This is a genomic window from Pseudomonas sp. I8001 (assembly GCF_013385345.1).
In the GTDB taxonomy this organism is placed as follows: domain Bacteria; phylum Pseudomonadota; class Gammaproteobacteria; order Pseudomonadales; family Pseudomonadaceae; genus Aquipseudomonas.
The window spans coordinates 1-26167 of record NZ_JACAQC010000032.1; the positions used below are offsets into that span (position 1 = coordinate 1).

The following is a 26167-nucleotide window of genomic DNA, read 5'->3' on the forward strand; positions in this document are numbered from 1 at the left end:
CGCCGGGTTAGCCGTCCTGGGCCAAGGATGGCCCATGACGGCGGCCCACGGTCCAAAGCCGGAGTGAGGGCACACCGAGCCTAGGCGAGGTGCCGAGTGGTGGGGCAAGAGCGTTTTGCTTACTTTTGCGCTGTTCAAAAGTGAGCCGCTGTAAGAGCGGAACCAATATCAGCCATCACCCAAATAACGGATATGTACCCACCCCCCGGCCACACCAATCATCCCCCAGCCTTATCGCGCACCATTCACCCCCAGCCGTATTTATTGTGACCCCAGGCCCCGTGCCTGACACTCAACCCATCCACCCCTAACCACCCCTGGAGTCCCCAATGAGTGAGCCTGTGCAGTTCCAAGACAAGGTCGTGATCGTCACCGGTGCCGGCGGCGGACTAGGCCGCGCCCACGCACTCCTGTTCGCCAGACACGGCGCCAAAGTGCTGGTCAACGATCTTGGCGGCTCAACCCAGGGCGAAGGCGCCAACGCCTCGGCGGCCGACCGCGTCGTAGCCGAAATCCGCGAAGCCGGCGGCATCGCCGAGGCCAACCACGACTCCGTCACCGACGGTGACAAGATCGTCCAGAACGCCCTCGACGCCTTCGGCCGCATCGACGTCGTGGTCAACAACGCCGGGATCCTGCGGGACAAAACCTTCCACAAAATGGAAGACAGCGACTGGGACCTGGTCTACCGCGTACACGTCGAAGGCGCCTACAAAGTCACCCGCGCCGCCTGGCCCCATCTGCGTGAACAAGCCTACGGCCGGGTGATCTTCACCGCCTCCACCTCCGGTATCTACGGCAACTTCGGCCAGTCCAACTACGGCATGGCCAAGCTCGGCCTGTACGGCCTGACCCGCACCCTGGCGCTGGAAGGCCGCAAGAACAACATCCTGGTCAACGCCATCGCCCCCACCGGCGGTACACGCATGACCGAAGGCCTGATCCCGCCGCAAGTCTTCGAACGCCTCAAGCCGGAATTGATCAGCCCGCTGGTGGTGTACCTTGGCAGCGAGGCGTGTCAGGAAACCTCCGGGCTGTTCGAGGTGGGCGGCGGCTGGATCGGCAAGACCCGCTGGGAGCGCAGCCTGGGGGTGGGGTTCGACCCTGAAGCCGGGTTCTCCCCGGATGATGTCGCCGCCCACTGGCAGCAAATCTGTGACTTCGACGGGGCCGCTCACCCCAAGGACAACATCGAGGCCTTGAAGGAGATGATGGCCAACCTGCAGAAGTACAGCCTGTGATCATTACGTGAAAAAGTTTTAATCAAGCGGGGCGCCATGGCGCCCCGCTTTATTTCAGGCATAAAAAAAGCCGCTGCAAAGGCAGCGGCTGAAGTAAGACGTTTGATCAAGGAGCAATAAATCAACGTCAGTGAACACCGGTAACAGATTGAAAATATTGATCAATCCATAAAAAACTGGCTGTTCTTCCAGATTCTGGAAGCGGGCGGTTTGCCCTGAAAGCCAGGCAAGAATAGGCTTTTGTTACAAAATGAAAAATAGCGATTCGAGACAAGGACTGTTACCAAACCCGCAACAGTGGCAATAACACCTCATCCATCCTCCTGATAATCCTTCATCCATCTCGTCCATGGCCTCTCCAAGACCCCGGCCAGAGCGCCCTCTCATCCTTTCGAGCGACAACACGAATACCTCCTTGGTGCGCTTATCGCTCCTGATCGCGGGCAGTAGGGTGGGGCCTTCTGTCACACCACCGGGGAAGACGCATGACAAAAACAACAATGCGCGCCATCTTCAGGCCACAGGCGCTGGCCGCTGCGGTTGCTTTGGGTTGCTGTGCCCAGGCGCAGGCTGTTTCGTTCAACATCGGCGAGATCGAAGGGCAATTCGATTCCTCGCTGTCGGTCGGTGCCAGCTGGGGCATGCGCGATGCCGACAAGAAGCTGGTGGGCATTCCCAACGGCGGAACGGGCCAGGCTTCCACCGGCGATGATGGTCGCCTGAACTTCAAGAAGGGCGAGACCTTCTCCAAGATCTTCAAGGGCATCCACGACCTGGAACTCAAGTACGGCGACAGCGGCGTGTTCGTGCGCGGCAAGTACTGGTACGACTTTGAACTGCAGGACGAAGACCGCGAATTCAAGCAGATCAGCAATAACCACCGCGACGAAGGCGCGCGCTCTTCCGGCTACGAATTACTCGATGCATTTGTCTATCACAACTATTCCATCGGCGATTTGCCGGGCAACGTGCGCGTCGGTAAACAGGTGGTCAGTTGGGGGGAAAGTACGTTCATCGGCAACTCCATCAACAGCATCAACCCCATCGACGTTTCCGCGTTCCGCCGCCCTGGCGCCGAGATCAAGGAAGGCCTGATTCCGGTCAACATGGTGTTCGCCTCCCAAAGCCTCACCAACCAGTTGAGCGTGGAAGGTTTCTACCAGTTGAACTGGGAAAACACGGTGGTGGACAACTGCGGCACCTTCTTCGGTAACGACGTGGTGGCCCATGGCTGCAACGGCAACTACACCGTCGGCAGCCCGGCGATTGCGCCGTTGCAACCGGTGGCGGCGGCGTTTGGCCAGGGCTTCCAGGTTACGAAAGAAGGCGTAGTGGTGCAACGTGCAAAAGACCGCGAGGCGCGCGATGGCGGCCAGTTCGGCATGGCGTTGCGCTGGCTGGGAGATGACACCGAGTACGGCCTGTACTTCATGAACTATCACAGCCGCACGCCCACCGTCGGTACCATCACCGCCAACACCAACCTGGCAACCATTGGCGCTATTGCCAACGCGGCCAACGGGATCGCCCCGGGTACCGGGGCCGGCCTGGCGCAAAGCACGATGCTCGGTCGCGGCCAGTATTACCTCGACTACCCGGAAAACATCCGCCTGTTCGGTGCCAGTTTCTCCACCACCTTGCCCACCGGCACCGCCTGGACCGGCGAAATCAGCTACCGCCCGAATGCCCCCGTACAACTCAACACCACCGACCTGACGCTGGCCCTGGTCAACCCGATTGCCGGCAACGCCGCTTCACCGATCAGCAGTTCCTTCGGTGCCGACAACGCCGGCTACCGCCGCAAGGAAATCACCCAGATCCAGAGCACCATGACCCAATTCTTCGACCAGGTACTGGGCGCCGAACGCCTGACCCTGGTGGGCGAGGCGGCCTTTGTGCACGTCGGCGGGCTGGAGGCGAAATCCAAGCTGCGTTATGGCCGTGACTCGGTCTACGGCCAGTACGGCTTCGGCGGCGACACCGATGGGTTTGTCACGGCCAACTCCTGGGGTTATCGCGCCCGGGCCATCCTCGATTACAACAACGTATTCGCCGGGGTCAACCTCAAGCCCAACGTGTCGTGGTCCCAGGACGTCAGCGGCTACGGCCCCAACGGCCTGTTCAACGAAGGCGCCAAGGCCATCAGCGTCGGCGTGGATGCGGACTACCGCAACACCTACACCGCGAGCCTGAGCTACACCGACTTTTTTGGCGGTGACTACAACACCCTCACCGACCGCGACTTCATCGCCCTCAGCTTTGGCGTGAACTTCTGATTTGGCTTAAGTAAGGACAAGAGACTATGCGCAAAATGATTCTGCAATGCGGGGTGTTGGCCCTGAGCCTGTTGGCCGCCAACGTGATGGCCGCAGTGTCGCCGGAAGAAGCGGCCAAGCTCGGCACTACCCTGACCCCGGTGGGCGCCGAGAAGGCCGGTAACGCCGATGGTTCGATCCCGGCATGGACCGGTGGTATCCCGAAAAACGCCGGGGCGGTGGACAGCAAAGGCTTCCTCGCTGACCCATTCGCCAATGAAAAGCCGCTGTTCGTGATCACCGCCGCCACGGTCGACAAATACAAGGACAAACTCTCCGAAGGCCAGGTGGCGATGTTCAAGCGCTACCCGCAAACCTACAAGATCCCCGTGTACCCGACCCACCGCACGGTCAACCTGCCGCCGGAGATCTACGAGTCGATCAAGCGCAGCGCGCTCAACGTACACGCGATCAACGACGGCAATGGCCTGGAAAATTTCACCGGCAACCGCTACTACGCCTTCCCGATTCCGAAAAATGGCGTGGAAGTGCTGTGGAACCACATCACCCGTTACCACGGCGGCAACCTGCGCCGCATCATCACCCAGGCCACGCCGCAGACCAACGGCAGCTACACGCCGATCCGTTTCGAGGAAGAAGTGGCCGTGCCGCAACTGATCCCGGACATGGACCCGGTCAAGGGCGCCAACGTACTGACCTTCTTCAAACAATCGGTGACCGCCCCGGCGCGCCTGGCCGGCAACGTACTGTTGGTGCATGAGACGCTCGACCAGGTGAAGGAACCGCGCCTGGCCTGGGTCTACAACGCCGGCCAGCGCCGGGTACGCCGTGCGCCGCAAGTGGCCTACGACGGGCCGGGCACTGCGGCCGACGGCCTGCGCACCTCGGATAACTTCGACATGTTCTCCGGCGCCCCCGACCGCTACGACTGGAAGCTGGTGGGCAAGAAGGAGATGTACATTCCCTACAACAGCTACAAGCTCGATTCGCCGACTCTCAAGTACGACGACATCATCAAGGCCGGCCACATCAACCAGGACCTGACCCGCTACGAGCTGCACCGGGTCTGGGAAGTGATCGGCACGGTCAAGCCGAGCGAACGGCACATCTACGCCAAGCGCCACATGTACATCGACGAAGACAGCTGGCAGGTGGCGCTGGTGGACCACTACGACGGCCGCGGCCAGCTGTGGCGTGTTGCTGAAGGTCACGCGCAGTTCTACTACGACCATCAGGTGCCGGCCTACACCGTCGAAACCCTGTACGACATCATCGCCGGGCGCTACATCGCCCTGGGCATGAAGAACGAAGAGAAGAGCAGCTTTGTGTTCGGCTTTGCGGCCAAGGCGGCCGACTACACGCCGGCAGCATTGCGCTCGGAAGGCGTGCGCTAAAACCTGATTGAAATGCGATCAAACTGTGGGAGCTGGCTTGCTCGCGAAGGCGGTCTGTCAGTTAAAGCATCAGTGACTGATACACCGCCTTCGCGAGCAAGCCCGCTCCCACATTTACTGTGTTCCACCTTTAGAACGAGTGCCGGGTGGCCTTTTGGCTCCCGGCTTTTTTATGCCCGCCAATCAGCCTGCTGAATACTCCTCAACAACCGCCAGCCACAGGACTAGGGTAGGGCGCACGCCGCCTAATAATAAAAAACAGGGACGCAGTAATGACCGCCATGACCCGTTGTCTGGATCGTCCTGGATTCATGCCACGCTTGTCTCCCCATCATCTGTTGCGCCCGCGCCTGGCCGTGCCGCTGCTCAACGCCACGGCACGGGTGAAGTTGCTCTGCGCCCCGGCCGGCAGCGGCAAGAGTGCATTGCTCGCCGAGTGCGCGTTGCAGGCGCCTTCGCAGTGCCAGGTGTACTGGTTGCCGCTGAATGGCGTGGCCTCGGATTTGTGTCAGCGCCTGGCGCAAAGCCTTGGCCTCGACTTTGTTGATGAGCCCACCTTGCTGCTGGCCCTGAACCGCTGGCAAGCGCCGGCCTGGTTGTTTCTCGATGACTTCTGCCGCGTGCCGGCGCCTGAACTGGATGGGTTGCTTGACCGCATTCTGGCCGCCAGCAGCCCGGCCTTGACCTGGTGGATCGGCGCGCGGCGGCGGCCGGCCTGCAACTGGCCCCGGCTGTTGCTTGATGATGAACTGTGGGAATGCAGCGCTGCCGAGTTGGCGTTTGACCCCAGCGAAATCCAGCACTTGGCCGGGCCCAGCGCCGACAAGGTGTTGCAGTTCAGCGCCGGCTGGTGCGCCGGAGTGCGTATCGGATTGCTTGAAGGCGACGGGCACCCGGACAAAACCTTGCTCGACTACCTGCAACACGAGTTGTTCACGGGCCTGGCGCCGGAATTGGCCGAGGCCTGGCGCGTGCTCGCGCACCTGCCACGCTTCAACCCGAGCTTGTGTGACCACCTGTTCGGCTTTGGTGATGGTGGCGACTACCTGCGAGACTTGCAGACGCTGGGCGCCTTTATCGAGCCCTGGGAAGAGTCCACCGACTGGCTGCAAGTCTTCCCGCCACTGGCCCAACTGATGCGCGCCGAGCCCTGGCCGGCCAGGCGCTCCTGGCACCGGCGCGCGTGCCAATGGTTTACCGCCGCCGAGGACTGGCAAGCAGCGTTTGAGCAAGCGTTGCAGGCCGAAGAGTACGAAGTGGCCGTCAGCCTGTTGCAGTATTTCAGTTTTGAAGACCTGTTCCGCCAGCAAAACGCGGTGCTGTTGTTGCGCCTGCATGAGCAGCATGGCGATGAATTGATGCTGGGCTCGGCGCAACTGGTGGGCTTGGTAACGGCGGCGTTGCTGTTTGCCGGGCGTTTCGACCAGGCGGCGTTGTGCATTGACCAACTGGCGCGTTTCACTCCGCAACCGACCGCGCACCTGCAGCGTTATCTGCTGGCCCGCTGGCAGGCGCAATGGGGCTGGCTGTTGCATCTGGGCGGCGAAGCCGCACGGGCCCGGGAGCATTTTCTCGAAGCCCTGCAAGACTTGCCCGAGAGCGCCTGGACGTCGCGCCTGATGTGCCTGTCGGGCCTGACCCAGCAAGCCTTGCTGCGTGGCGAGCTGGATGTGGCCCAGGCGCTGAACCGCGAGGCGTTGTGCCTGGCGCGCTCCCACGGCTCACTGCTGTTGGAGGCATTGTTGGAGCTCGATCATGCGCAGTTGCTGGAGCAGCGCGGCGCGCCGTATCGGGCCCAAAGCCTGCTGGAAAATGTGCAGCGCATGCTGGTGCAACAGCGGCTTAAAGCCGGGCCGTTGATGGGGCGGATTTGCTTGCGACGTGGGCACCTGGCGCTGCGCCAGGGCCACGACGCCGTGGCCGCCGAATGCTTCGAATCCGGCCTGGGCATGTGCCTGCACAGCCAGGACAAACGCGTGCTCTACGGCTACCTGGGACTGGCGCTATTGGCCGCCAACAAGGGCGATTACGCCCAGGCGTTTATCCAGTTGCGCGACGCTGAACGCCTGATGCAGCAGCGCCAGGTGCCCGACACCGTCTATCGCGCCGTATTGCTGTTGCTCAGCGGGCATTTCTGGCTGCAACAGGGCCGTGCCGAACTGACCCTGGAGGCGGTGACCCGGGTGCTGCGGCACTACCGTGGCCCCAAGGCGAAACAAGCACCGCCGGCCACCCTGGAGTTGATCCCTAGGCTTGAATATTTGCAGGTGCTGGCCGAAGTGAAATTGCATCGCGCCGAAGAGCCTGTCGCCCGCCTGAGTGCGTTACTGGAGGCCGCCCGTCAGCGGGGCATGCTGTGCCTGGAAGCGGAGTTGCACTTGGTGCTGGGGGAAGTGGCCTGGCAAGTCGGCGATCGCCCGTTGGCCGTGCGCTCGCTGGAAGCCGGATTGGAACTGGCGGGGCGTTGCCAGGTACAGCAGGCGATTCGCGAGCTGCGCCTCAGGCAACCGGGGTTGTTGAGTGCGTTGGGGCTGGAGCCGCAGGAATGCCCGGCGGCGGCGGGGGAAAATCCCCTGAGCCAGCGCGAGCTTGAGGTGCTGCAACTGATTGCCCAGGGCAATTCCAATCTGGAAATTGCCAGCCAATTGTTTATCTCGCTGCACACGGTAAAAACCCATGCGCGGAGGATTCACAGCAAGTTGGGGGTGGAGCGGCGCACCCAGGCAGTGGCCAAGGCCAAGACGCTGGGCTTGATGGCCTGAAGCCATGCACTATTCGTCAAATAATGAAGATCAAATGTGGGAGCGGGCTTGCTCGCGAATGCGGTGTATCAGTCACTGATGCTTTAACTGACAGACTGCATTCGCGAGCAAGCCCGCTCCCACATTTTTTTCTGTTGTGTGCCTGATACTGAGCGTTACGGCTGATAACCCATGCGCCAACTCACCGCCTGGGTCGCCGCCAGCAAACGCTTCGCCGCCGGGCCGTCTTCATCGGCATGGAACAGCGACGTCGGCCCCACCACGGTCAACACCGCCGCCACTTGCCCGACCGCGTTGAACACCGGCGCCGACAACGCGTCCACACCCGGCATCAGCAAACCATGCACAAAGTGCAAGCCGCGCTGGCGGATCTGCTCACAGGTGGTCGCGTATTCCTGGTCATCCGCCAACGAATGGGCAACGCCCGCCTGAATCTCCCGCTCGCGCAACTCCACGGTTTCCCGCGACGGCAGGAACGCACTGAACACCAGCCCGGTGGACGAACTGAGCAACGGCAACACCGAGCCCAATTGCGTGACCACCGTCACCGCGCGCACCGCCGGCTCGATATGCACCACCGTCGCGCCCTGGTTACCCCAGACGGCCAGGAAGCAGGTTTCATTCAACTCATCCCGCAGTTCCGCCAGGGGCAGGGCGGCGACTTTCAGCACGTCCATGCTGCCCAGCGCGGCCAGCCCCACGCGCAAGGCTTCGCGGCCCAGGCCGTAATGGTTGGTGGCGGTGTTCTGTTCGGCAAAACCCGAGGCAATCAGCGCCTGCAAATAGCGGTGGACCTTGCTCGCCGGCATTTGCACGTGCTCGGCCAGGCGCGACAACGAGGTGGCCGGCGACAGTTCAGCCAGGGCCTTGAGGATGTCGGTGCCCACTTCAGCCGAGCGGACTTTCTGTTTACCGGTGTCGCGGGGGGCGGGCGGCTTTTCCATGGAAGGCATGAATCCGAAAGACGAATGGGCGTCTTTATAGCTTGACGGTCAACAGGTATCAAATTACGTTATGCGTAACTGGATTACGATAAAAACAACTTCCGCTCAGAGGACGATCCATGACCCTCGAATACCAATCGGGTTTTGGCAATGAATTTGCCACTGAAGCCTTGCCCGGTGCATTGCCCGTCGGCCAGAACGCCCCGCAGAAAGCGCCCTACGGGCTGTACACCGAACTCTTTTCCGGCACCGCCTTCACCATGGCCCGCAGCGAAGCCCGGCGCACCTGGTTGTACCGCATCCAGCCGTCGGCCAATCACCCGGCGTTCGTCAAGCTGGAACGGCAATTGGCCGGTGGACCGCTGGGCGCTGTGACGCCCAACCGCCTGCGCTGGAACCCGCTGGATATTCCGGGTGAGCCGACAGATTTCGTCGATGGCCTTGTAGGCATGGTCGCCAATTCCAGATCGGAAAAACCCTCGGGCATCAGCATCTACAACTACCGCGCCAACCGTTCGATGGACCGCGTGTTCTTCAACGCGGACGGCGAACTGTTGATCGTTCCCGAGCAGGGCCGCCTGCGCATTGCGACCGAACTGGGTGTGCTGGAAGTCGAGCCACTGGAAATCGTCGTGCTGCCCCGCGGCCTGAAATTCCGCGTCGAACTGCTGGATGCCCAGGCCCGCGGTTACGTCGCCGAGAACCATGGCGCGCCACTGCGCCTGCCGGACCTTGGTCCTATCGGCAGCAACGGCCTGGCCAACCCACGGGATTTCCTCACCCCCGTCGCCCATTACGAAGACCTCAAGCAACCGACCACGCTGGTGCAGAAATTCCTCGGCGAACTGTGGGGCTGCCAGCTCGACCATTCGCCGCTGAACGTGGTGGCGTGGCACGGCAACAACGTGCCGTACAAATACGACCTGCGTCGTTTCAACACCATCGGCACCGTGAGCTTCGATCACCCGGACCCGTCGATCTTCACCGTATTGACCTCGCCCACCAGCGTGCACGGCCTGGCCAACCTCGACTTCGTGATCTTCCCGCCCCGCTGGATGGTCGCCGAAAACACCTTCCGGCCACCGTGGTTCCACCGCAACCTGATGAACGAATACATGGGCCTGATCCAGGGTGCCTACGACGCCAAGGCCGAAGGCTTCGTGCCCGGCGGCGCGTCGTTGCACAGCTGCATGAGCGCCCACGGCCCGGATGGCGAGACTTGCACCAAAGCCATCAACGCGACGCTTGAGCCCCACAAGATTGATAACACCATGGCGTTCATGTTCGAGACCAGCCAAGTGCTGCGTCCTACACAGTTCGCGCTGGAATGCCCGCAACTGCAACCTTCCTACGACGCTTGCTGGGCCTCGCTCCCTGCAACCTTCAACCCGAATCGGAGATAACCCATGACGCAGCCTAATCTCACCCGCAGTTGGGTGGTTTCCGCCAACGGTCACCGGGATTTCCCGCTGCAAAACCTGCCGTTGGGAGTGTTCAGCCTTAATGGCTCGGCACCGCGCAGTGGCGTGGCGATTGGCGAGCAGATTCTTGATCTGCACGCCGCGTTGGAATGCTTTGAAGGCGAAGCCCGCCGGGCCGTTGAAGCCACCGCTGGCGGCCAATTGAACGCGTTTTTCGAACTCGGCCGTGGCCCGCGCGTGGCCTTGCGTGAACGCCTGCTGGAACTGTTGGCCGAAGGCAGCGACCAGCAAGGCAAACTGCAAGCTGCGCTGCACCCGGCTGCCGATTGCCAGATGCACCTGCCGGCCAGGATCAACGACTACACCGACTTCTACGTGGGCATCGAGCACGCGCAAAACGTCGGCAAGCTGTTCCGCCCGGACAACCCGCTGCTGCCCAACTACAAGTATGTGCCGATCGGCTACCACGGCCGCGCGTCGACGATTCGCCCGTCGGGCACCGAGGTCCGCCGCCCGCAAGGCCAGACCCTGCCAGCCGGCCAGACCGAGCCGACCTTCGGCCCCTGCGCACGCCTGGACTACGAGCTGGAGCTGGGCATCTGGATCGGCCAGGGCAATGCCATGGGCGACTCGATTGCCATCGGCGACGCGGCTGATCACATCGCCGGTTTCTGCCTGCTCAACGACTGGTCGGCGCGGGATATCCAGGCCTGGGAATACCAGCCGCTGGGCCCGTTCCTGTCGAAGAGTTTCATCACCAGCATTTCGCCATGGGTGGTGACGGCTGAAGCCCTGGAACCGTTCCGCAAGGCACAACCGGCGCGCCCTGAAGGCGACCCACAACCGCTGCCATACCTGCTGGACAAGCGCGACCAGGCGGCCGGTGGTTTTGATATCGAACTGGAAGTGCTGCTGACCAGCGCCTCGATGCGCGAGCAGAACCTGCCGGCCCATCGCCTGACCCTGAGCAACACCCAACACATGTACTGGACCGTCGCGCAAATGGTTGCGCACCACAGCGTCAATGGTTGCCAGTTGCAGGCGGGTGACCTGTTTGGTTCGGGCACCTTGTCGGGGCCTGAAGCCGGACAATTCGGCAGCCTGCTGGAAATCACCGAGGGCGGTAAAAAGCCGATCGAACTGGCCTCCGGCGAGGTGCGGAAATTCCTTGAAGATGGCGACGAAATCATCCTGCGTGCCCGCTGCACCCGCGACGGTTTTGCCTCCATCGGCTTCGGCGAATGCCGGGGTACCGTGGTCGCGGCGCGCTGAGGGGGCAGGGCCATGGAACTCTATACCTACTACCGCTCCACTTCGTCCTACCGGGTGCGGATCGCGCTGGCCCTCAAGGGCCTGGACTTCACCGCCGTGCCGGTCAACCTGCTGGTGCCCAAGGGCGGCGCCAACCATCAGCCGGAGTACCTGGCGATCAACCCGCAAGGTCGAGTGCCGGCCTTGCGCACCGATGAGGGTGATGTGTTGATTCAGTCGCCGGCAATCATCGAGTACCTGGAGGAACGTTATCCACAGGTGCCGTTGCTCTCCACGGATCTGGCAACCCGCGCCCATGAGCGCGCGGTGGCGTCGATCATCGGTTGCGACATTCATCCGCTGCACAACTCCAGTACCCAGAATCTGCTCAAGCAATGGGGGCACGATGAAGCGCAGGTGCTGGAGTGGATCGGGCACTGGATCAGCCAGGGCCTGGCGGCGGTGGAGCAGTTGATTGGTGATCAGGGTTATTGCTTTGGCGAGCAGCCGGGGATGGCGGATACGTTCCTGATTCCACAGTTGTATGCGGCCGAGCGGTTCAAGGTGTCGCTGACGGCGTACCCGCGCATTCAGCGGGTGGCGGGGTTGGCGGCGCAGCATCCGGCGTTCATGGCGGCTCATCCCGCCAACCAACCGGATACCCCATAAATCTCCAGGCTCACACCGGCCAAATGTGGGAGCGGGCTTGCTCGCGAATACGGTGTATCAGTCAGCAGATGTATTGACTGGCATACCGCTTTCGCGAGCAAGCCCGCTCCCACATGTGATCTTCAGCGTGTCCAAAATATATAAAAACAATACAGGTCCCTTGCGATGCACAATCAGATTGCCAGCTTTCGTGCGGCACTCGACGCCCGTCCGGTGTCGCGCTATCAGTGGTTGATTCTCCTGTTGCTGGCGCTGTTGCTGGTCACCGACGGCTACGACGCCCAGGTCCTGGGCTACGTAGTACCGGCGCTGGCCAAGGACTGGGGCCTGGAAAAAGCCGCGTTCGGCCCGGTGTTCAGCGCCAACCTGCTGGGGCTGACGCTGGGCTCCCTGGCCGTCACGCCGCTGGCGGATCGCTTCGGGGTGCGGCGCATCCTGCTGTGCTGTGTGTTGATCTACGCCAGCCTCACGGTGCTGATGGTGTTCGCCAACTCTCTCAATACCTTGATGGCCGCCCGCTTTATCTGCGGCATCGGCATGGGCGGTGCAATGCCCAGCGCCATGGCCCTCATGTCGGAATACTCACCACCCCGCCTGCGAACATTGATGGTGACGCTCGCCGCCTGTGGCTTTTCTTTCGGCGGTGCGGCCGGAGGTTTTGTCGCGGCCGGGTTTATCGACAGTTTCGGCTGGCAGGCGGTGTTCCTCGCCGGTGGTGTGACGCCATTGCTGTTGTTTCCGTTTCTTGCCTGGATGTTGCCCGAATCCCTGCCACGCCTGCTGCGTGATGCACCGCCGTATGCGCGCCTGCAAAAAGTCACCGCGCGAATGCTGCCAGGCTGGCAACCGCCGCCAGCGAGCGAGGCTGAAAACCGCCAGGAGCAAGGCAGCAAACTGACGGTGGTGGAGCTTTTCCGCCATGGCTACGCGCGCCCGACATTACTGCTGTGGGCGACGTTCTTTGTCAGCCTGATCCTGCTGTATTTCATGATCAGCTGGCTGCCTTCGCTGTTGCTGGAAAGCGGTTTGGGCCTGAACGAAGCCAATCTGGTGACCTCGATGTTCCTGTTCGCCGGGACCTTGGGCGCCATCGGCATGGCCTGGTTTGCCGACCGGCTCAAAAGCAAAGTGCGCCTGCTGTCCGGCGTGCTGGCAGCGGCTGCGGTGTGCACCATCCTGCTGGGGCTGAATCACGACAATCCGCGCTATCTGGTGGCCTGCGTGTTTGCGGCGGGCTTCTGCATCATCGGCGGTCAACTGACCCTGAACGCGTTCGCCAGTAACTTCTACCCGGCTCACGTGCGGGCCACCGGTACCGGCTGGGCGCTGGGTGTCGGGCGGTTCGGGTCGATCCTGGGGCCGCTGTTCGGCAGCCTGCTGCTGGCGATGCACATACCGGTGCAGCAGATTTTCTTCTTCTGCGCGATTCCGGCGGTGATAGCGGCGTTGTTGATTATCCAGGTGCGCTCGCCAGTCAATGCACCACAGAGTTCGGCGGCAAATGGCCCAGCCGTTCGGTCAGGCGTAGACGCTGGATCGGGTCTTCGCTGAGCATCAATGCGTGTTCCAGGTCAAAACGCTCGGCGTTCGGGCAATCCAGGCGCTGATACAAACTGGCCCGGGCCAGGTAATCGGCGGCGCTGGCATTGCCCAGCTCCAGCACGCGTTCGGCATCCACCAGAGCGGCCAGGTGGTCGTCGTTGGACAGGTGCAACTGGCGCAGATTACGCGACAGCCGTTGCAGGATCGATCGCGGCTCGGCGGTGTGCAGGTGGTCGGCCTGCAACTTGAGATTGGGCCCGTACTGTCGGGTCAGCAGGTCGCGGCAATCGTTGGGGTACAGGCGTCGGCCGCCGCAGGGGTCGAGCAGGTGATCGGCGCCCGGCACCCGCAACAGGAAGTGCCCCGGGAAGTTGACGCCCACCAGCGGAATGTCCAGGCGCCGCGCCAGCTCCAGGGCAATCAGCCCGAGGGCCAGCGGCTGCCCGCGTTTGCGCTTCAACACCTTGTCCAGCAGCGCGGCGGCGGGGCGCAGCGGGGTGTGGTCATCCTGGGCGAACCCCAGGTCGTTCATGCGCCGCAGCAACGGTTGTCCGAGTTCATCCGCCGGCAGCATCGGCATGCTGAGGCTGACCAATTGCTGCAATACCTTGAAGTCCTGCAGGATGGCCAAGGGGTCCACCGCCGGGTCGTGCTCGGCCGCCATCCACAGCGCGGCTTCAAACAGCGCGGGCGGTGACCGTTCCAGGCAGGCAAAAAAGGCGTCGCGGGGCTTCATTGGGTTCTCCGGCGGATGTCTCGTTTTAGCCTTGCTGTGAACTTTCGTCCAGTGCCTTAAGACAGGTCCTACCTGTTTATGTCGCAAACCCTTTAAAACCGGTGGTCTTATTCCTGCGCGCTTCAGCAGGGTTTCGCTGGCAGTCCTATACTTGGCGCCTACCAGAAGTGATTCGGGAGCTTGACGATGTTTGCGCTCATGCACAGCACCCGCCTTGAATCGCTGCACCTGAGCGTTGACCCGGCCACCGGGTTGAAGGCGGTCATTGCCATCCACAACAGCCGCCTGGGTCCCGCCCTTGGAGGCTGCCGCTACCTCTCTTACCCCGACGATGAAAGTGCCGTGGCGGATGCCGCGCGCCTGGCGCAGGGCATGAGCTACAAGGCCGCGCTGGCCGGTTTGCCGGTGGGTGGCGGCAACGCGGTGATCATCCGCCCCGCCCATGTGGAAAGCCGCGCGGCATTGTTTGAAGCCTTCGGCCGCTGCATCGAGCAGCTGGATGGCCGCTACATCACCGCCATCGACAGCGGCACCTCGGTGGCCGACATGGATTGCATCGCCCAGCAGACCCGCTATGTCACCAGCACCACGGCGGCCGGCGATCCCTCGCCCCACGCGGCGATGGGCGTGTTCGCCGGCATCCGCACCACCGCGATGGCTCGCTTGGGCAGCGATAACCTGGAAGGTCTGCGCGTGGCGATCCAGGGCCTGGGCAATGTCGGTTATGCCCTGGCCGAGCAACTGCACGCCGCCGGGGCTGAATTGCTGGTGAGCGACATCGACCACGGCAAGGTGCAACTGGCGATGGAACAACTGGGTGCGCACCCGATTGCCAACGAAGCCTTGCTCAGCACTCCGTGCGATATCCTTGCGCCCTGCGGTGTGGGCGCGGTGTTCAACCGCTACACGGTCGCGCAGTTGCGATGCGCAGCGGTGGCCGGCTCCGCCAGTGCGCAACTGACCAACCTGCAAGTGGCCGATCAGTTGGAAGGGCGTGGGATTCTTTACGCGCCGGACTACGTGATCAACTCCGGTGGGCTGATCTACGTGGCCCTCAAGCACGGCGGCGCGGAGCTGGAAACCATCACCGCGCACCTGTCGAACATCGGCACGCGCCTGACCGAAATCTTCGCCCATGCCCAGGCTGAAAAACGCTCACCCGCGCGGGTAGCGGATGAGCTGGCGGAGCGCTTGCTGTACCGCTGAGGCGGGTCAAAGCTGATATTTCTCCCGGGCCAGTTGGCCCACGCCCATACGATCAAGGATGTGCATCGGGCACAGAATCGTGACCCGCACGGTTCCCGGCAGGCGGCTGATTTCAATCGAGCCGTTGATGGTCGCGCGGTTGCGCACTTCGTCGAGCGGCAGCCCGGTCACGGCGGCGGCGCGTTCCAGTCCATTGTCTGTCGCGACGTTGAGATTGGTCCCACTGCCGATGAAGGTGATGGGCGCGTTCTCCTCGATCTCCACCTGGCCCCAGCGCTCGCCCAGTGCCTTCACCCGCAGGTGTTGTTCCGCGGTCATCGGGCGCGCCATGGGCGGCAGGTCATCGAGGTTTTGCAGCAGGATCGGCCCGTCCAGGCTCAGGCCCTTGATCACCTGCACCGTCAGTTCGGTTTCCCCCGACACATCGGTGGCATGCCCGGCAATTTCGCCATTGCCCTGTTGAGCATGCATATCGCCCATGTACACCCCGGCGCCGGGGACCTTCACCGGGCAGATCAGGATGCAGCCTTCGCGCACTGAGTTTGTGTCCATGTGGCCATCGGTTTTCGCGGCGTGCAGTTCATCATGGGTCATGCCGTAGCGATGGGGCGCGCCCACCAGGTACTGGCCGAAGTCGCCGCAGTTGTGGGAATCCGGAAGATCCCGTGAAGGCGTGGTACCGATGTTGCCCAGGAATGGGCGCATATGCGCGGCCAGGCCCGGAATATCGGCGCGGGCCAGGGACAGGATCGAGTGCTGGGCAGACAGTTCGGGCAGCGCCGACAGGTCCGATGCCTTGCCGGCCAGGCGATCCGCCACGGCCTGGTTGACCGTCAGGCTCACCTGATGCTCGGCATCCAGAACGATCACGTAACCATTGCTGAAACGAAACGCACTGACCTCGGCGCCACAGGCATCGCAACGAATGGCGTCATCGCCAATGCCTTCGACGTGGCTGGCGGGATGCTCTTGCCCGCAGTTGGAGCAGAACTTCGCGACGAACGGGTCGCCGTGGTAACGCCCTTCGACAAAACTCATGACCCCCGAGGACGTGGCCAGGGAGGTGGCGCGCATGCGCTTGATTTTCAGCGCCACCGCGTCGCCGATTTCGGCGCCGGCGATGAACACGGGCTGGGTCACTTCATGGCCACCCTCAAAGGCCGGCGTGATCATCGGGCCCCAGCAACCGGGCGGGGTGCCGGTGATCAAGGTGCCACCGTCGGCCAGCGGGCCGAGCATTTTCTGGCTGGGGCCGAGCAGCCCATTGGTGTAGGAGGTGACGGTGAGACGGTCAACAGAAGGGAGGTTATTCATTTTATTTTCCGGGCCCTGGGTGATTGAATGTTGAACAGGCTTCATCACTTAAGCGCCGATGTGTATCTGTCGTGTGTCGCGCTGCCGCGATTGCCGGTACGTGTGTATCTCAGGGGCATCCATACACACTCTGATACACCCGCAGTGGCGGACACGTGCAAATACAGATATCTCTGTTATCGGCTTATTTTTTCAAACCCATCAGAACGAGGTTGGCATGTCCAAACAAACAGCAGGGCGCTCCAGCGGGCGCATGATCACCTTCAAACGCCCGGATGGCGCGGACGTCAACGGCTACCTGGCCAGCCCGGCCGTACTCGAAGGCGCGCCGGCGATCGTGGTGATCCAGGAATGGTGGGGCGTAAACGATCAGATCAAGGGCGTTGCCAATCGACTGGCCGAATGCGGTTACCGCGTATTGGTGCCGGACCTTTATCGCGGCGCGTCGACCGTGGAAGAGGAAGAGGCTCACCACCTGATGGATGGGCTGGATTTTGGTGACGCGGTTTCCCAGGACATCAAGGGCGCCGTGCAGTACTTGCAGGCGGATTCGAAAAAAGTTGGTGTGACCGGTTACTGCATGGGCGGGGCGTTGACGTTGCTGGCGTTGAACGCGATTCCGGAAGTGGCTGCGGGCGTGGTGTGGTACGGCTTCCCGCCGCTGGAGTATCTGGATGCTTCGAAGATCAAGGCGCCGCTGATCGGGCATTGGGGCACGCAGGATGCCTTCTTCAATATCGACACCGTGGCGGAGCTGGAGGCAAAACTGCATGCTGCGGGTGTGGACGCGACTTTCCATCGCTACCTGGCGCGCCATGCGTTTGCCAACGAGACGGCGATTGGTGATGGTCGGATTGCAGACACGCAATACGATGCCGCCTGGTCGCAACTGGCGTGGGACCGCACGTTGACGTTCTTCGGCAAGACCTTGTGGCAGGCATGACACATGTGAAAGGCATCAACGCATAACCTGTGGCGAGGGAGCTTGCTGTGGCGAGGGAGCTTGCTCCCGCTGGGCTGCGCAGCAGACCCAAAAGCTTGGGAGCGCTGCGCACTCCAGCGGGAGCAAGCTCCCTCGCCACAGCAAGCTCCCTCTGCCACAGCAAGCGCCCTCGGCCACAGCAAGCCCTTTCGCCACTACTGGCAATGCATCACTCAGCCGCTGGCTGCCCAATCTCCGCCAATGCACTCGCATTGTTCTTGAACGCCGCCGCAAACGCCGCGCGGTTCTTGGCCATGAAAATACCGGCATCTTCTGCCTGCTTCTCGCTCAAGCCTTCGACGTTTTTCAACAGCACTTCCATCAGGGACTCTGCCAGTTCAAGCATCTGGTCGTGTGCGTCGGCAAGTTTGCGATCCACGAATGTAGTCTCCAGGTCACGGGTACTGCGATACAGGGTTTCAACAGCCATTTTTCGGCCTCGTCATCGGTGCAGTATTGAAGGGAGTTGCCCTTGGTTCGAGTGTCGCCAAGCGTTTTTGCGACCACTGTATTTATATACAGCTAAAAGCATAAGCCAATCCATGGGCTTTGGGTAGTGGCTTTTCAATGTAGCTGGCAAATGCTGGTTTGCCCTATCGGAAACTTCTCACAGGTTGGTGGGGTTGCAGGAGCGTCATTCAGTGGCTTACCTTCTCCGGGCTTCGCTTATGCGGTACACGAGTTTGGCGGCTCGAATTTAAGGAGCAAACATCTTGTAAATCCAAGGAATGCACCATGGTAAAAATGACTGCCTGTTTTTCTGAATCGCCTATAAAGCCGCCTACCGCGCTTTTCGCTGTGACCCCAAATACTGACACTGAAACATTACTCGCCAATGCCAGCGAAACCTTGAACAGTGCCCGTGAAATGGCCAGTAGCCTGGCTTTTGAGCTTGAAGGACCACAGCGAAGTTTGCTTCTGGCGATCCATCAACTGCTGGAAATGAGTGGTTTATTGGTCGATCAAGCGTTGGATCAAGTCGCCCCGACCTGACCTAAATCACCCGGTCACCTAGATGGATCGTTCCCACGCTCTGCGTGGGAATGCATACCGTGACGCTCCGCGTCACCTCTACCCGAAACCCTGGGGCATGGGACGCGGAGCGTCCGGGGCGGCATTCCCACGCGGAGCGTGGGAACGATCATCAAGCAGCAAGATAAGTGCCTCATATCACCCCGCCACCATCTCACTTCCTGTTCCCTGGCCTTTTTTCTGCATGCAGAGAAACCGTCACGTCCAACCCGCATTATCCGGTCGAGCCGACCTAAGGAAGCATCATCGTGAAAATCAACTGGGCTGAAAACCTGCGCAAGACCGTGCACCAACTGGCCGAGTCCTTGGGAAATCTGTTCGTCGAGACGTTCCACTACCTGGCGTTGTTCGCCATTGGTGCGGTGACCGCCTATGCCGCGGTGATGGAATTTCTGGGGATGCTGGAGACGGGGCACATCAAGATCGATGACATCTTGCTGCTGTTCATCTACCTGGAACTGGGGGCGATGGTCGGGATTTATTTCAAGACCAACCACATGCCGGTGCGTTTCCTGATCTACGTGGCGATCACGGCGCTGACCCGTCTGCTGATTTCCAACGTGTCCCACCACAACCCGCCCGACATCGGCATCATCTACCTGTGCGGTGGGATTCTGCTGCTGGCGTTCGCGATTCTGGTGGTGCGGTATGCGTCGTCGGCATTTCCGTCGGTGAAGGTCGAAGGCCCGCGCCGCAAGGGCGAAGCGAGCCTTGAAACAGAGAAGGGCGAGCTCTAGAACCCTGCGTTGAGCGGCGGCCTGCTGACCGGCGGCCGCTGCAGTACCTGGTGGCTGTCCCCATCGGTCATCACCGCCAATATCTCCATCGCGCTGTGCCCCTGCTCGATCGCAATCCCGAATTGCACACTCTGCACCAGCCGTTTCAGGCGCTGGGGGTCGTTGCGTTGTTCGGCGCTGATCATGCGTTTGGCCACGACGCCGTCTTCATCGGACAGGGTCAGCATGATGCTGCCGTCCAGCCGCTGGATGCTTAAATTGACCCGGTATTTCGGGGCGAAGGTGTCGGTGATGATCTGAAAAGGGTTGTCCATGGTGCGTTACCGCCTGATAAGAACATGCAGTCATTGACGACCGGTGTCGGGATTAGTTCGCGTTTCCTGACCACCGGCCATTCGCTCGCTGAGGTTTTCACAAGGTCCGTTTTCCTCAGTAGCTGTACAGCAAGGGGCGTGCCGTACAGCAATTTGCCTGCCATCAAATTTCCCCTGTGGGAGCGGGCTTGCTCGCGAATGCGGTGTGTCAGCCAATGATTACTCGGCTGAACGACCGCTTTCGCGAGCAAGCCCGCTCCCACAGTGGGTGGGTGGTGTTTTTGAGTTCGGTGATCCGTTTCAGGGCATGACCGAAAAAACGATCGCAGACAGCGCAATCAAACCGATCAACACCACAAACACGTTGGACGCCTGGCCCGAGTACTGGCGCAGGGATGGCACGCGGCGGATGGCGTACATCGGCATCAGGAACAACAGGCAGGCGATGATCGGCCCGCCCATGGTTTCGATCATGCCGAGGATGCTCGGGTTGAAGGTGGCCACGGCCCAGCAGGTGAGCACCATGAACAGCGCGGTGCAGCGCTCCAGCCACTTGGCCGACATGCTGCGGTTGCGCCCGCGCAGGGATTTGACGATCAGGCCCTGGAAGCCTTCGCTGGCGCCGATGTAGTGGCCCAGGAAGGATTTGGTGATCGCCACCAGCGCGATCAACGGTGCGGCGTAGGCGATGACCGGGGTCTGGAAGTGGTTCGCCAGGTACGACAGGATCGAGATGTTCTGCGCCTTGGCGGCGGCGAGGTCAGCCGGCGACAGGGCCAGCACGCAGCTGAAGCAGAAGAACATCACCGTCAGCACCATCATGCTGTGGGCCATGGCCAGGATGCCGCTGCTTTTGCGTTCGGCTTGCGGGCCGTACACGCGTTTCTGGTCGACGGCGAAGGCGGAGATGATCGGCGAGTGGTTGAAGGAAAACACCATCACCGGGATCGCCAGCCACAGGGTCTTGAAGAAGGCCGGCACGGGCATGCCTTCGCTGGCGGAGGCGAAGAACGCACCGTTCCAGTTGGGGATCAGGCTCACCGCCAATAGCAGCAGGGCGGCGACGAAGGGGTACACCAGCACGCTCATGGCCTTGACGATCACGCCCTGGCCGCAGCGCACAATGGCCATCAGGCCGAGGATCAGCACCAGCGACAGGATTGCCCGGGGCGGTGCAGCCAGGTGCAGTTGGTGTTCCATAAAGCTGGTCAGGGTGTTGGTCAGCGCCACGCTGTACACCAGCAAAATCGGGAAGATCGCGAAGAAGTAGAGCAGGGTGATCAGCTTGCCGGCGCCGATGCCGAAGTGTTCTTCCACCACTTCGGTGATGTCGCCGGATTTGCCCGACAACACAAAGCGCGTCAGCCCACGGTGGGCGAAGAAGGTCATCGGAAAGGCCAGCAGCGCCAGCACGATCAACGGCCAGAAGCCGCCCACGCCAGCGTTGATCGGCAGGAACAAGGTGCCGGCACCGATGGCGGTGCCGTAGAGGCCGAGCATCCAGGTGGTGTCGTGTTTGTTCCAGCCTTGTGTAACGGTGGTCGGCGTCAGGTCTACAGCGGGATTTTCGGCAGCAGGTGTACGTACATCGGTCATCGTTATTGCCTCGTTATTATTTTTGCGCGGGCTCACGTTGGGGCGATCAGGGAATGCTCCTCAGCACTCCACCCAGCTGACGGCCAGGCCGCCCCGTGAAGTTTCTTTGTATTTGTCGTGCATGTCGGCGCCGGTGTCGCGCATGGTGCGGATCACCCGGTCCAGGGAGATGAAGTGTTTGCCGTCGCCGCGCAGGGCCATTTGCGTGGCGTTGATCGCCTTGACCGCGGCGATGGCGTTGCGCTCGATGCACGGCACCTGGACCAGGCCGCCAACCGGGTCGCAGGTCAACCCCAGGTTATGTTCCAGGCCGATTTCGGCGGCGTTTTCCAGTTGCTCCGGGGATGCGCCGAGCACGTCTGCAAGGCCGGCAGCGGCCATGGCGCAGGCGGAACCGACTTCGCCCTGGCAGCCGACTTCGGCGCCGGAGATCGAGGCGTTTTTCTTGCAGAGGATGCCGACGGCGGCGGCAGCCAGGAAGAAATTCACCACGTCATCGTCAGACGCGTCCGGGTTGAACTTCATGTAGTAGTGCAGCACCGCCGGGATGATTCCCGCCGCGCCATTGGTCGGCGCGGTGACCATGCGCCCGCCGGCGGCGTTTTCTTCGTTGACGGCGAGGGCGAACAGGTTGACCCATTCCATGGCCGACAAGGTCGAGGTGATGACGTTGGGTTTGCCGATTTCCAGCAGGCTGCGGTGCAGTTTCGCCGCGCGCCGTGGCACATCCAGACCGCCGGGCAGGATGCCTTCGTGGCGCAGGCCTTGTTCGACGCATTCACGCATCACCGACCAGATATGCAGCAGGCCGCTGCGGATCTCGGTATCGCTGCGCCAGGCCCGTTCGTTGGCCATCATCAGTTCGGAAACCCGCAGGCCGTGCTTGTTGCACAAGGCCAGCAGTTCGACGGCGCTCGAAAAGTCGTAGGGCAATTGCACTTCGCTGGTAGGCGCGATACCGGACTCGGCTTCTGCCGCTTCGATGATGAAACCGCCGCCCACCGAGTAGTACGTTTGCTCGCTCAACGGGCCGTTTTCGCCGTAGGCATGCAGGGACATGGCGTTGGGGTGGTAGGGCAGGCTTTCGTCCAGCAGCAGGAGGTCGTGTTGCCAGTTGAAGGCAATCGACGTGCGGCCGCCGAGCAGCAATTGGCCGGACTCGCGCAGTTGCTGGATGCGTGGGCCGATACTGGTGGGGTCGATACTGTCTGGCCATTCGCCCATCAGGCCCATCACACAGGCGCGGTCGGTGGCGTGGCCGACACCGGTGGCGGACAGCGAGCCGTACAAACGCACCTCTACGCGACGGGTTTCGTCGAGCAATTGCTGGTCGATAAGCGCTTGGACGAAGGTCGCCGCGGCCCGCATCGGGCCGACGGTATGGGAGCTGGAAGGACCAATGCCCACTTTGAATAGATCGAAAACACTGATAGCCATGCTAAACCCTTACAAGCAATGGAGTAGGAATCGCTGCCATGTTTTGTAGGACAAGCGGAATTGGCGCGATACTGAGCCTCTGGATCGGCACTGACCAACGAATTATCCTAAGACACCCTTTAGCAGGACTAAACCCTATGGCTCGCCCGCTTCATGGCCAGACCTACGTCTGGTTGCACGTTTTTTCCTGCGCGGCACGGCATTTGTCGTTCACCCGTTGCGCCGAGGAACTGCACATCACCCCGGGCGCGGTCAGCCAGCAAATCCGTCAGTTGGAGGAGCGCCTGGGCTTTCGCCTGTTCCATCGGCGCGCACGCGGGGTTGAGCTGAGCGCAGAGGGCCAGCGGTTGGCGATCACCGTGGGCGAGGCCTATGGCAGCATCGATGCCGAGTTGCAGCGGCTGGACGCCGGGATGATCAGCGGCACCTTGCGCCTGCGCTCGATCCCGTCGTTTCTCGGCAAATGGCTGACCCCGCGTTTGCCGCGTTTGCAGCAGCGCTTCCCGGATATCCAGCTGCGCATGGTTGCCGAAGACAGCAGCGTCGCCCTGCACGAGGGCGACTTCGACCTGGCCATCGACCTTAACGACGGCAGCTATCCCGGCTTGTTATCCACAGCCTTGCTGGACGAGCAAATTTTCCCGGTGTGCGCACCGAGCCTGCTGCGGGGGCGACCGCCACTGCATGGCCCCGCTGACCTGGTGCATTTCCCGCTGCTGCACGACATCACTGCCTGGCGTGGGAGTTATGAGTACGCAGAGTGGGAGTTCTACCTGAATGCCATCGGCTATGACGCCGCCGACGTACGGCGCGGGCATACCTTCAACCGCAACCACCTGACTATCGAGGCGGCGATTGCGGGCATGGGCGTGGCGATTGCCCGGCGAACCTTGCTCAATGACGAACTGGAACGCGGCACCTTGATCGTGCCATTCGGCCTCGCCGTTCCCAACCACAAACGCTATGTGCTGCTGTACGCGCCGGGTGCGTTGAGCCATCCGGGCGTGCGGGCGGTGCATGACTGGCTGGTGGAGGAAGCGGAGATTTTTCGCGGATTGCACCCGTTGGGAGAGGGGCAATTGTAAGGAAGTTGGCGGTAAGAAGATGTAACCAACTCCCCACCCTAACAGCGTTTTTGGTTGTAGTCAGGGTTAATTTGTAATGTGGGATTTATCTTTGCAAAGGGGTTGAAATGTTCCTCTGTCTGCTCAATTGTGTAATCAGGAGGTCATGGTTTTCACCCATCCGGTGAAGCAGGAATGGCCTTCGGCGAGCTAGCTGAAATAAGGGAAAACTATGCAAATCCAAGTCAATAGCGATAACCATATTGAAAGCAGCATCCGACTGGAGGAGTGGGTACGTACCACCATTGAGAGCACGCTCGAACGTTACGAAGAAGATCTGACCCGCGTCGAGGTTTACCTGCGGGACGAGAACGGTGACAAGCCCGGCCCACACGATCTGAGTTGCCGACTGGAAGCGCGGCCAAAAGGCCATCAACCGCTTTCGGTCCTCCATAAAGCCGATACGCTGGAACAGGCGATCGATGGCGCAGCGACCAAGCTGGAGCATGCCCTGGAGCATCTGTACGGCAAACTGCGCGGCAAACCACGCGCCGCGGGTCAAAGCCTGCCCAATACCAAGGCCGACGAGGCCGAGCTAGAAGAGGAATTCCTGGAAAACGAACAGGCTGCGCTTAACGGCTGATAGCTGATACTTTTTTCAACCCCACTGAAAACGGGCCTGCAGATGCAGGCCCGTTTTTTTATGCGCAAAAGGTCAGCGCGGGCTGCGCCGGAAAAAACAGGCGCTCAAGGCCGCCAGTGCGCACGCTCCAACGCCGGCATACAACATGGCCCATCCCGCACCGTTGCGCAGCGCGGCCTGGGCGATCAGTGGGCCCTGCGGCAACACGTCCAGCTTGCCGGCGGCGATGTCCTGACTGAGGGTGGCCAACTGTGCCGTGCCAGGCAATACGCCAGCCAGGTAATGAGCGATCCCGAGTATCAACACCAACCCCATCAACGCGATATTCAGCGCCAGGGTGATCAGACGTGCACTGAAGTCGATGCCCGAGGCCATCCCTGCGCGGTCGGATGAAACTGATCCGGTGGTGGTGTTGGTGGTGGGCGAGTTGGTAAACGCCAAGCCGCTGCCGGCAATCCCACAGGCGATCAGGACCCATACCACACTGGGCTGGCCGCTATGATTGATCGCCGCCATTGTCACAAACCCCACGCCCATCAGGCCCAGGCCCAATGGAATGATGCGTTCGGCGCCATAGCGCAGGGCCAGGCGTTCAGCCAGCGGCGGCACCACCAACGTGGGCAGGGTATAGGCGAGCAGGGCGAGCCCGGTGAGCATGGTGTCGTAGCCCAGGCCGGCCTGGAAATACAGCGGCAGGTAGATCATGAAGGGCCAGAAGCTGAAGTTCATGCCGATCGAGCCCATCAGCGCGCCGTTGAAGCGCGGGATGCGAAACACCGAGAAGTCGAACATTGGATGCAGGCTGCGCCGCTCGACAACCACGAACAACAACAGGCTGCCCACCGACAGTCCGGCCCAGCCGAGCATGGCCGGGGTGGCAAAGCCGCTCTCGGTGCCCTGGGTGATGAAATAAACCAGGGCGAACACTGCCAGGGTGAGGGTGGCCATACCGGCTATATCGAGGCGATGGGCCGCCGGGTCACGGGATTCCTGCACGCTGATGCGCAGCAACACCAGAGTGAACAAGGTCAACGGCACATGCACCAGGAACACCCAGCGCCAATCCGCCACCGCCAGGATCAATGCCCCCACCATCGGCCCGAAACCCAGGCCCACCCCGGCGATCACGCCCCACACCGCAAAGGCCCGGGCCCGGGTCGCCGGCTCGCGGAACTGGTGCGACAGGATCGCGAACTGGCAGATCATCATCGCCCCGCCACCCACGCCCTGGACAAAACGCGCCGCGATCAGCGTGGACGCATCGTTCGCCAGCCCGCAGGCGAGCGAAGCCAGCCCGAATACCCACAGGCACAGCACCAGCATGCGTCGGCGGCCAAAACGATCGGCCAATGTGCCGGCGGCCATCAGCACGCTGGTGCAGGCCAGGGTGTAGGCGTTCATGATCCATTGGGCGTCCTGGAAGCCGGTGCCCAGTTGCTGCTCAAGGGTGGGCAGGATGACCGGCACGCTGGAAATCTCCAGCCCGAACATCAGCGCCACCAGGCACACGGCGGTGAGCGCAAGGCCGTCCCGGGCGGTACGTGGCGGGTTGATGGCGGATACAACGGCGTCGGGTGGCATGGCCTCTTCCTTTCAATGGGGGAAG

The 26167-nt window shown here is 61.7% G+C and carries 22 protein-coding genes; 14 read left to right on the top strand and 8 right to left on the bottom strand.

Going from position 1 to position 26167, the window contains the following annotated elements; translation table 11 throughout:
• Positions 1–329 precede the first annotated feature (329 nt).
• The 4 genes from HX839_RS20795 (at position 330) to HX839_RS20810 (ending at position 7673) form a co-directional block, all read left to right on the top strand.
• Positions 330–1241, top strand: a complete 912-nt coding sequence (locus HX839_RS20795; RefSeq protein WP_008438591.1) for an SDR family oxidoreductase — start codon at positions 330–332, stop codon at positions 1239–1241.
• Between the two features lie 485 nt (positions 1242–1726).
• A complete protein-coding gene (locus HX839_RS20800; protein ID WP_023659149.1) occupies positions 1727–3517 on the top strand; it encodes a DUF1302 domain-containing protein in 1791 nt (596 codons plus the stop codon).
• Positions 3518–3543: 26 nt separating this feature from the next.
• Positions 3544–4911, top strand: coding sequence for a DUF1329 domain-containing protein (locus HX839_RS20805; RefSeq protein WP_003212808.1), 1368 nt, complete (start codon positions 3544–3546; stop codon positions 4909–4911).
• Between the two features lie 272 nt (positions 4912–5183).
• Positions 5184–7673: a LuxR C-terminal-related transcriptional regulator gene (locus HX839_RS20810; RefSeq protein ID WP_177067637.1), complete on the top strand. Its 2490-nt coding sequence runs from the start codon at positions 5184–5186 to the stop codon at positions 7671–7673.
• Positions 7674–7828: 155 nt separating this feature from the next.
• Here the strand turns inward: HX839_RS20810 and HX839_RS20815 are convergent, their stop codons facing one another.
• Positions 7829–8617, bottom strand: a complete 789-nt coding sequence (locus tag HX839_RS20815) for an IclR family transcriptional regulator (RefSeq protein ID WP_177067638.1) — start codon at positions 8615–8617, stop codon at positions 7829–7831.
• Between the two features lie 119 nt (positions 8618–8736).
• On the opposite strand from HX839_RS20815, the gene hmgA reads away from it, so the two are divergent.
• The 4 genes from hmgA (at position 8737) to HX839_RS20835 (ending at position 13509) form a co-directional block, all read left to right on the top strand.
• The gene (gene hmgA, locus HX839_RS20820) at positions 8737–10020 is read left to right on the top strand and encodes a homogentisate 1,2-dioxygenase (protein WP_177067639.1); all 1284 of its coding nucleotides are present in this window, start codon (positions 8737–8739) and stop codon (positions 10018–10020) included.
• Between the two features lie 3 nt (positions 10021–10023).
• On the top strand, positions 10024–11310 hold the full coding sequence (gene fahA / locus HX839_RS20825) for a fumarylacetoacetase (RefSeq protein WP_177067640.1): 1287 nt from the start codon (positions 10024–10026) through the stop codon (positions 11308–11310).
• Positions 11311–11322: 12 nt separating this feature from the next.
• Positions 11323–11958, top strand: a complete 636-nt coding sequence (gene maiA, locus HX839_RS20830; RefSeq protein ID WP_177067641.1) for a maleylacetoacetate isomerase — start codon at positions 11323–11325, stop codon at positions 11956–11958.
• A gap of 165 nt (positions 11959–12123) precedes the next feature.
• Positions 12124–13509, top strand: coding sequence for an aromatic acid/H+ symport family MFS transporter (locus HX839_RS20835; protein ID WP_177008194.1), 1386 nt, complete (start codon positions 12124–12126; stop codon positions 13507–13509).
• On the opposite strand, the gene HX839_RS20840 is transcribed toward HX839_RS20835, so the two are convergent.
• A complete protein-coding gene (locus HX839_RS20840) occupies positions 13433–14236 on the bottom strand; it encodes a SirB1 family protein (RefSeq protein ID WP_003212796.1) in 804 nt (267 codons plus the stop codon). The genes HX839_RS20835 and HX839_RS20840 overlap by 77 nt on opposite strands.
• A gap of 186 nt (positions 14237–14422) precedes the next feature.
• On the opposite strand from HX839_RS20840, the gene HX839_RS20845 reads away from it, so the two are divergent.
• Positions 14423–15442 (top strand): Glu/Leu/Phe/Val dehydrogenase dimerization domain-containing protein, encoded by a 1020-nt coding sequence (locus HX839_RS20845; RefSeq protein ID WP_010176963.1) that lies wholly within the window; start codon positions 14423–14425, stop codon positions 15440–15442.
• Between the two features lie 6 nt (positions 15443–15448).
• Here HX839_RS20845 and HX839_RS20850 read toward each other — a convergent pair whose 3' ends face one another.
• The gene (locus HX839_RS20850) at positions 15449–16756 is read right to left on the bottom strand and encodes an acetamidase/formamidase family protein (protein WP_177067642.1); all 1308 of its coding nucleotides are present in this window, start codon (positions 16754–16756) and stop codon (positions 15449–15451) included.
• A gap of 217 nt (positions 16757–16973) precedes the next feature.
• On the opposite strand from HX839_RS20850, the gene HX839_RS20855 reads away from it, so the two are divergent.
• Positions 16974–17699 (top strand): dienelactone hydrolase family protein, encoded by a 726-nt coding sequence (locus tag HX839_RS20855; protein ID WP_023659147.1) that lies wholly within the window; start codon positions 16974–16976, stop codon positions 17697–17699.
• A 208-nt stretch (positions 17700–17907) separates the two neighbouring features.
• Here HX839_RS20855 and HX839_RS20860 read toward each other — a convergent pair whose 3' ends face one another.
• On the bottom strand, positions 17908–18168 hold the full coding sequence (locus HX839_RS20860; RefSeq protein WP_003212789.1) for a YebG family protein: 261 nt from the start codon (positions 18166–18168) through the stop codon (positions 17908–17910).
• A 305-nt stretch (positions 18169–18473) separates the two neighbouring features.
• On the opposite strand from HX839_RS20860, the gene HX839_RS20865 reads away from it, so the two are divergent.
• Complete coding sequence (locus tag HX839_RS20865; RefSeq protein WP_008438570.1) at positions 18474–18731, top strand: DUF6124 family protein; 258 nt, start codon at positions 18474–18476, stop codon at positions 18729–18731.
• Between the two features lie 287 nt (positions 18732–19018).
• Positions 19019–19507, top strand: coding sequence for a phosphate-starvation-inducible protein PsiE (locus HX839_RS20870; RefSeq protein WP_003212783.1), 489 nt, complete (start codon positions 19019–19021; stop codon positions 19505–19507).
• Here HX839_RS20870 and HX839_RS20875 read toward each other — a convergent pair.
• The 3 genes from HX839_RS20875 to HX839_RS20885 all read right to left on the bottom strand — a co-directional run bounded on the left by HX839_RS20875 (position 19504) and on the right by HX839_RS20885 (position 22854).
• Entirely contained in the window at positions 19504–19821 is a 318-nt protein-coding gene (locus tag HX839_RS20875) for a DUF3509 domain-containing protein (RefSeq protein WP_003212781.1), read from the bottom strand. The genes HX839_RS20870 and HX839_RS20875 overlap by 4 nt on opposite strands.
• A 300-nt stretch (positions 19822–20121) precedes the next feature.
• The gene (locus tag HX839_RS20880) at positions 20122–21417 is read right to left on the bottom strand and encodes a serine/threonine transporter (protein WP_102605175.1); all 1296 of its coding nucleotides are present in this window, start codon (positions 21415–21417) and stop codon (positions 20122–20124) included.
• A gap of 60 nt (positions 21418–21477) precedes the next feature.
• The gene (locus tag HX839_RS20885) at positions 21478–22854 is read right to left on the bottom strand and encodes an L-serine ammonia-lyase (protein ID WP_177067643.1); all 1377 of its coding nucleotides are present in this window, start codon (positions 22852–22854) and stop codon (positions 21478–21480) included.
• Positions 22855–22991: 137 nt separating this feature from the next.
• On the opposite strand from HX839_RS20885, the gene HX839_RS20890 reads away from it, so the two are divergent.
• Entirely contained in the window at positions 22992–23939 is a 948-nt protein-coding gene (locus HX839_RS20890; protein ID WP_003212775.1) for a LysR substrate-binding domain-containing protein, read from the top strand.
• A 211-nt stretch (positions 23940–24150) separates the two neighbouring features.
• Positions 24151–24561, top strand: a complete 411-nt coding sequence (locus HX839_RS20895; RefSeq protein WP_003212772.1) for an HPF/RaiA family ribosome-associated protein — start codon at positions 24151–24153, stop codon at positions 24559–24561.
• Positions 24562–24633: 72 nt separating this feature from the next.
• On the opposite strand, the gene HX839_RS20900 is transcribed toward HX839_RS20895, so the two are convergent.
• Positions 24634–26142 (bottom strand): MFS transporter, encoded by a 1509-nt coding sequence (locus tag HX839_RS20900; RefSeq protein WP_177040118.1) that lies wholly within the window; start codon positions 26140–26142, stop codon positions 24634–24636.
• Positions 26143–26167: the final 25 nt, after the last annotated feature.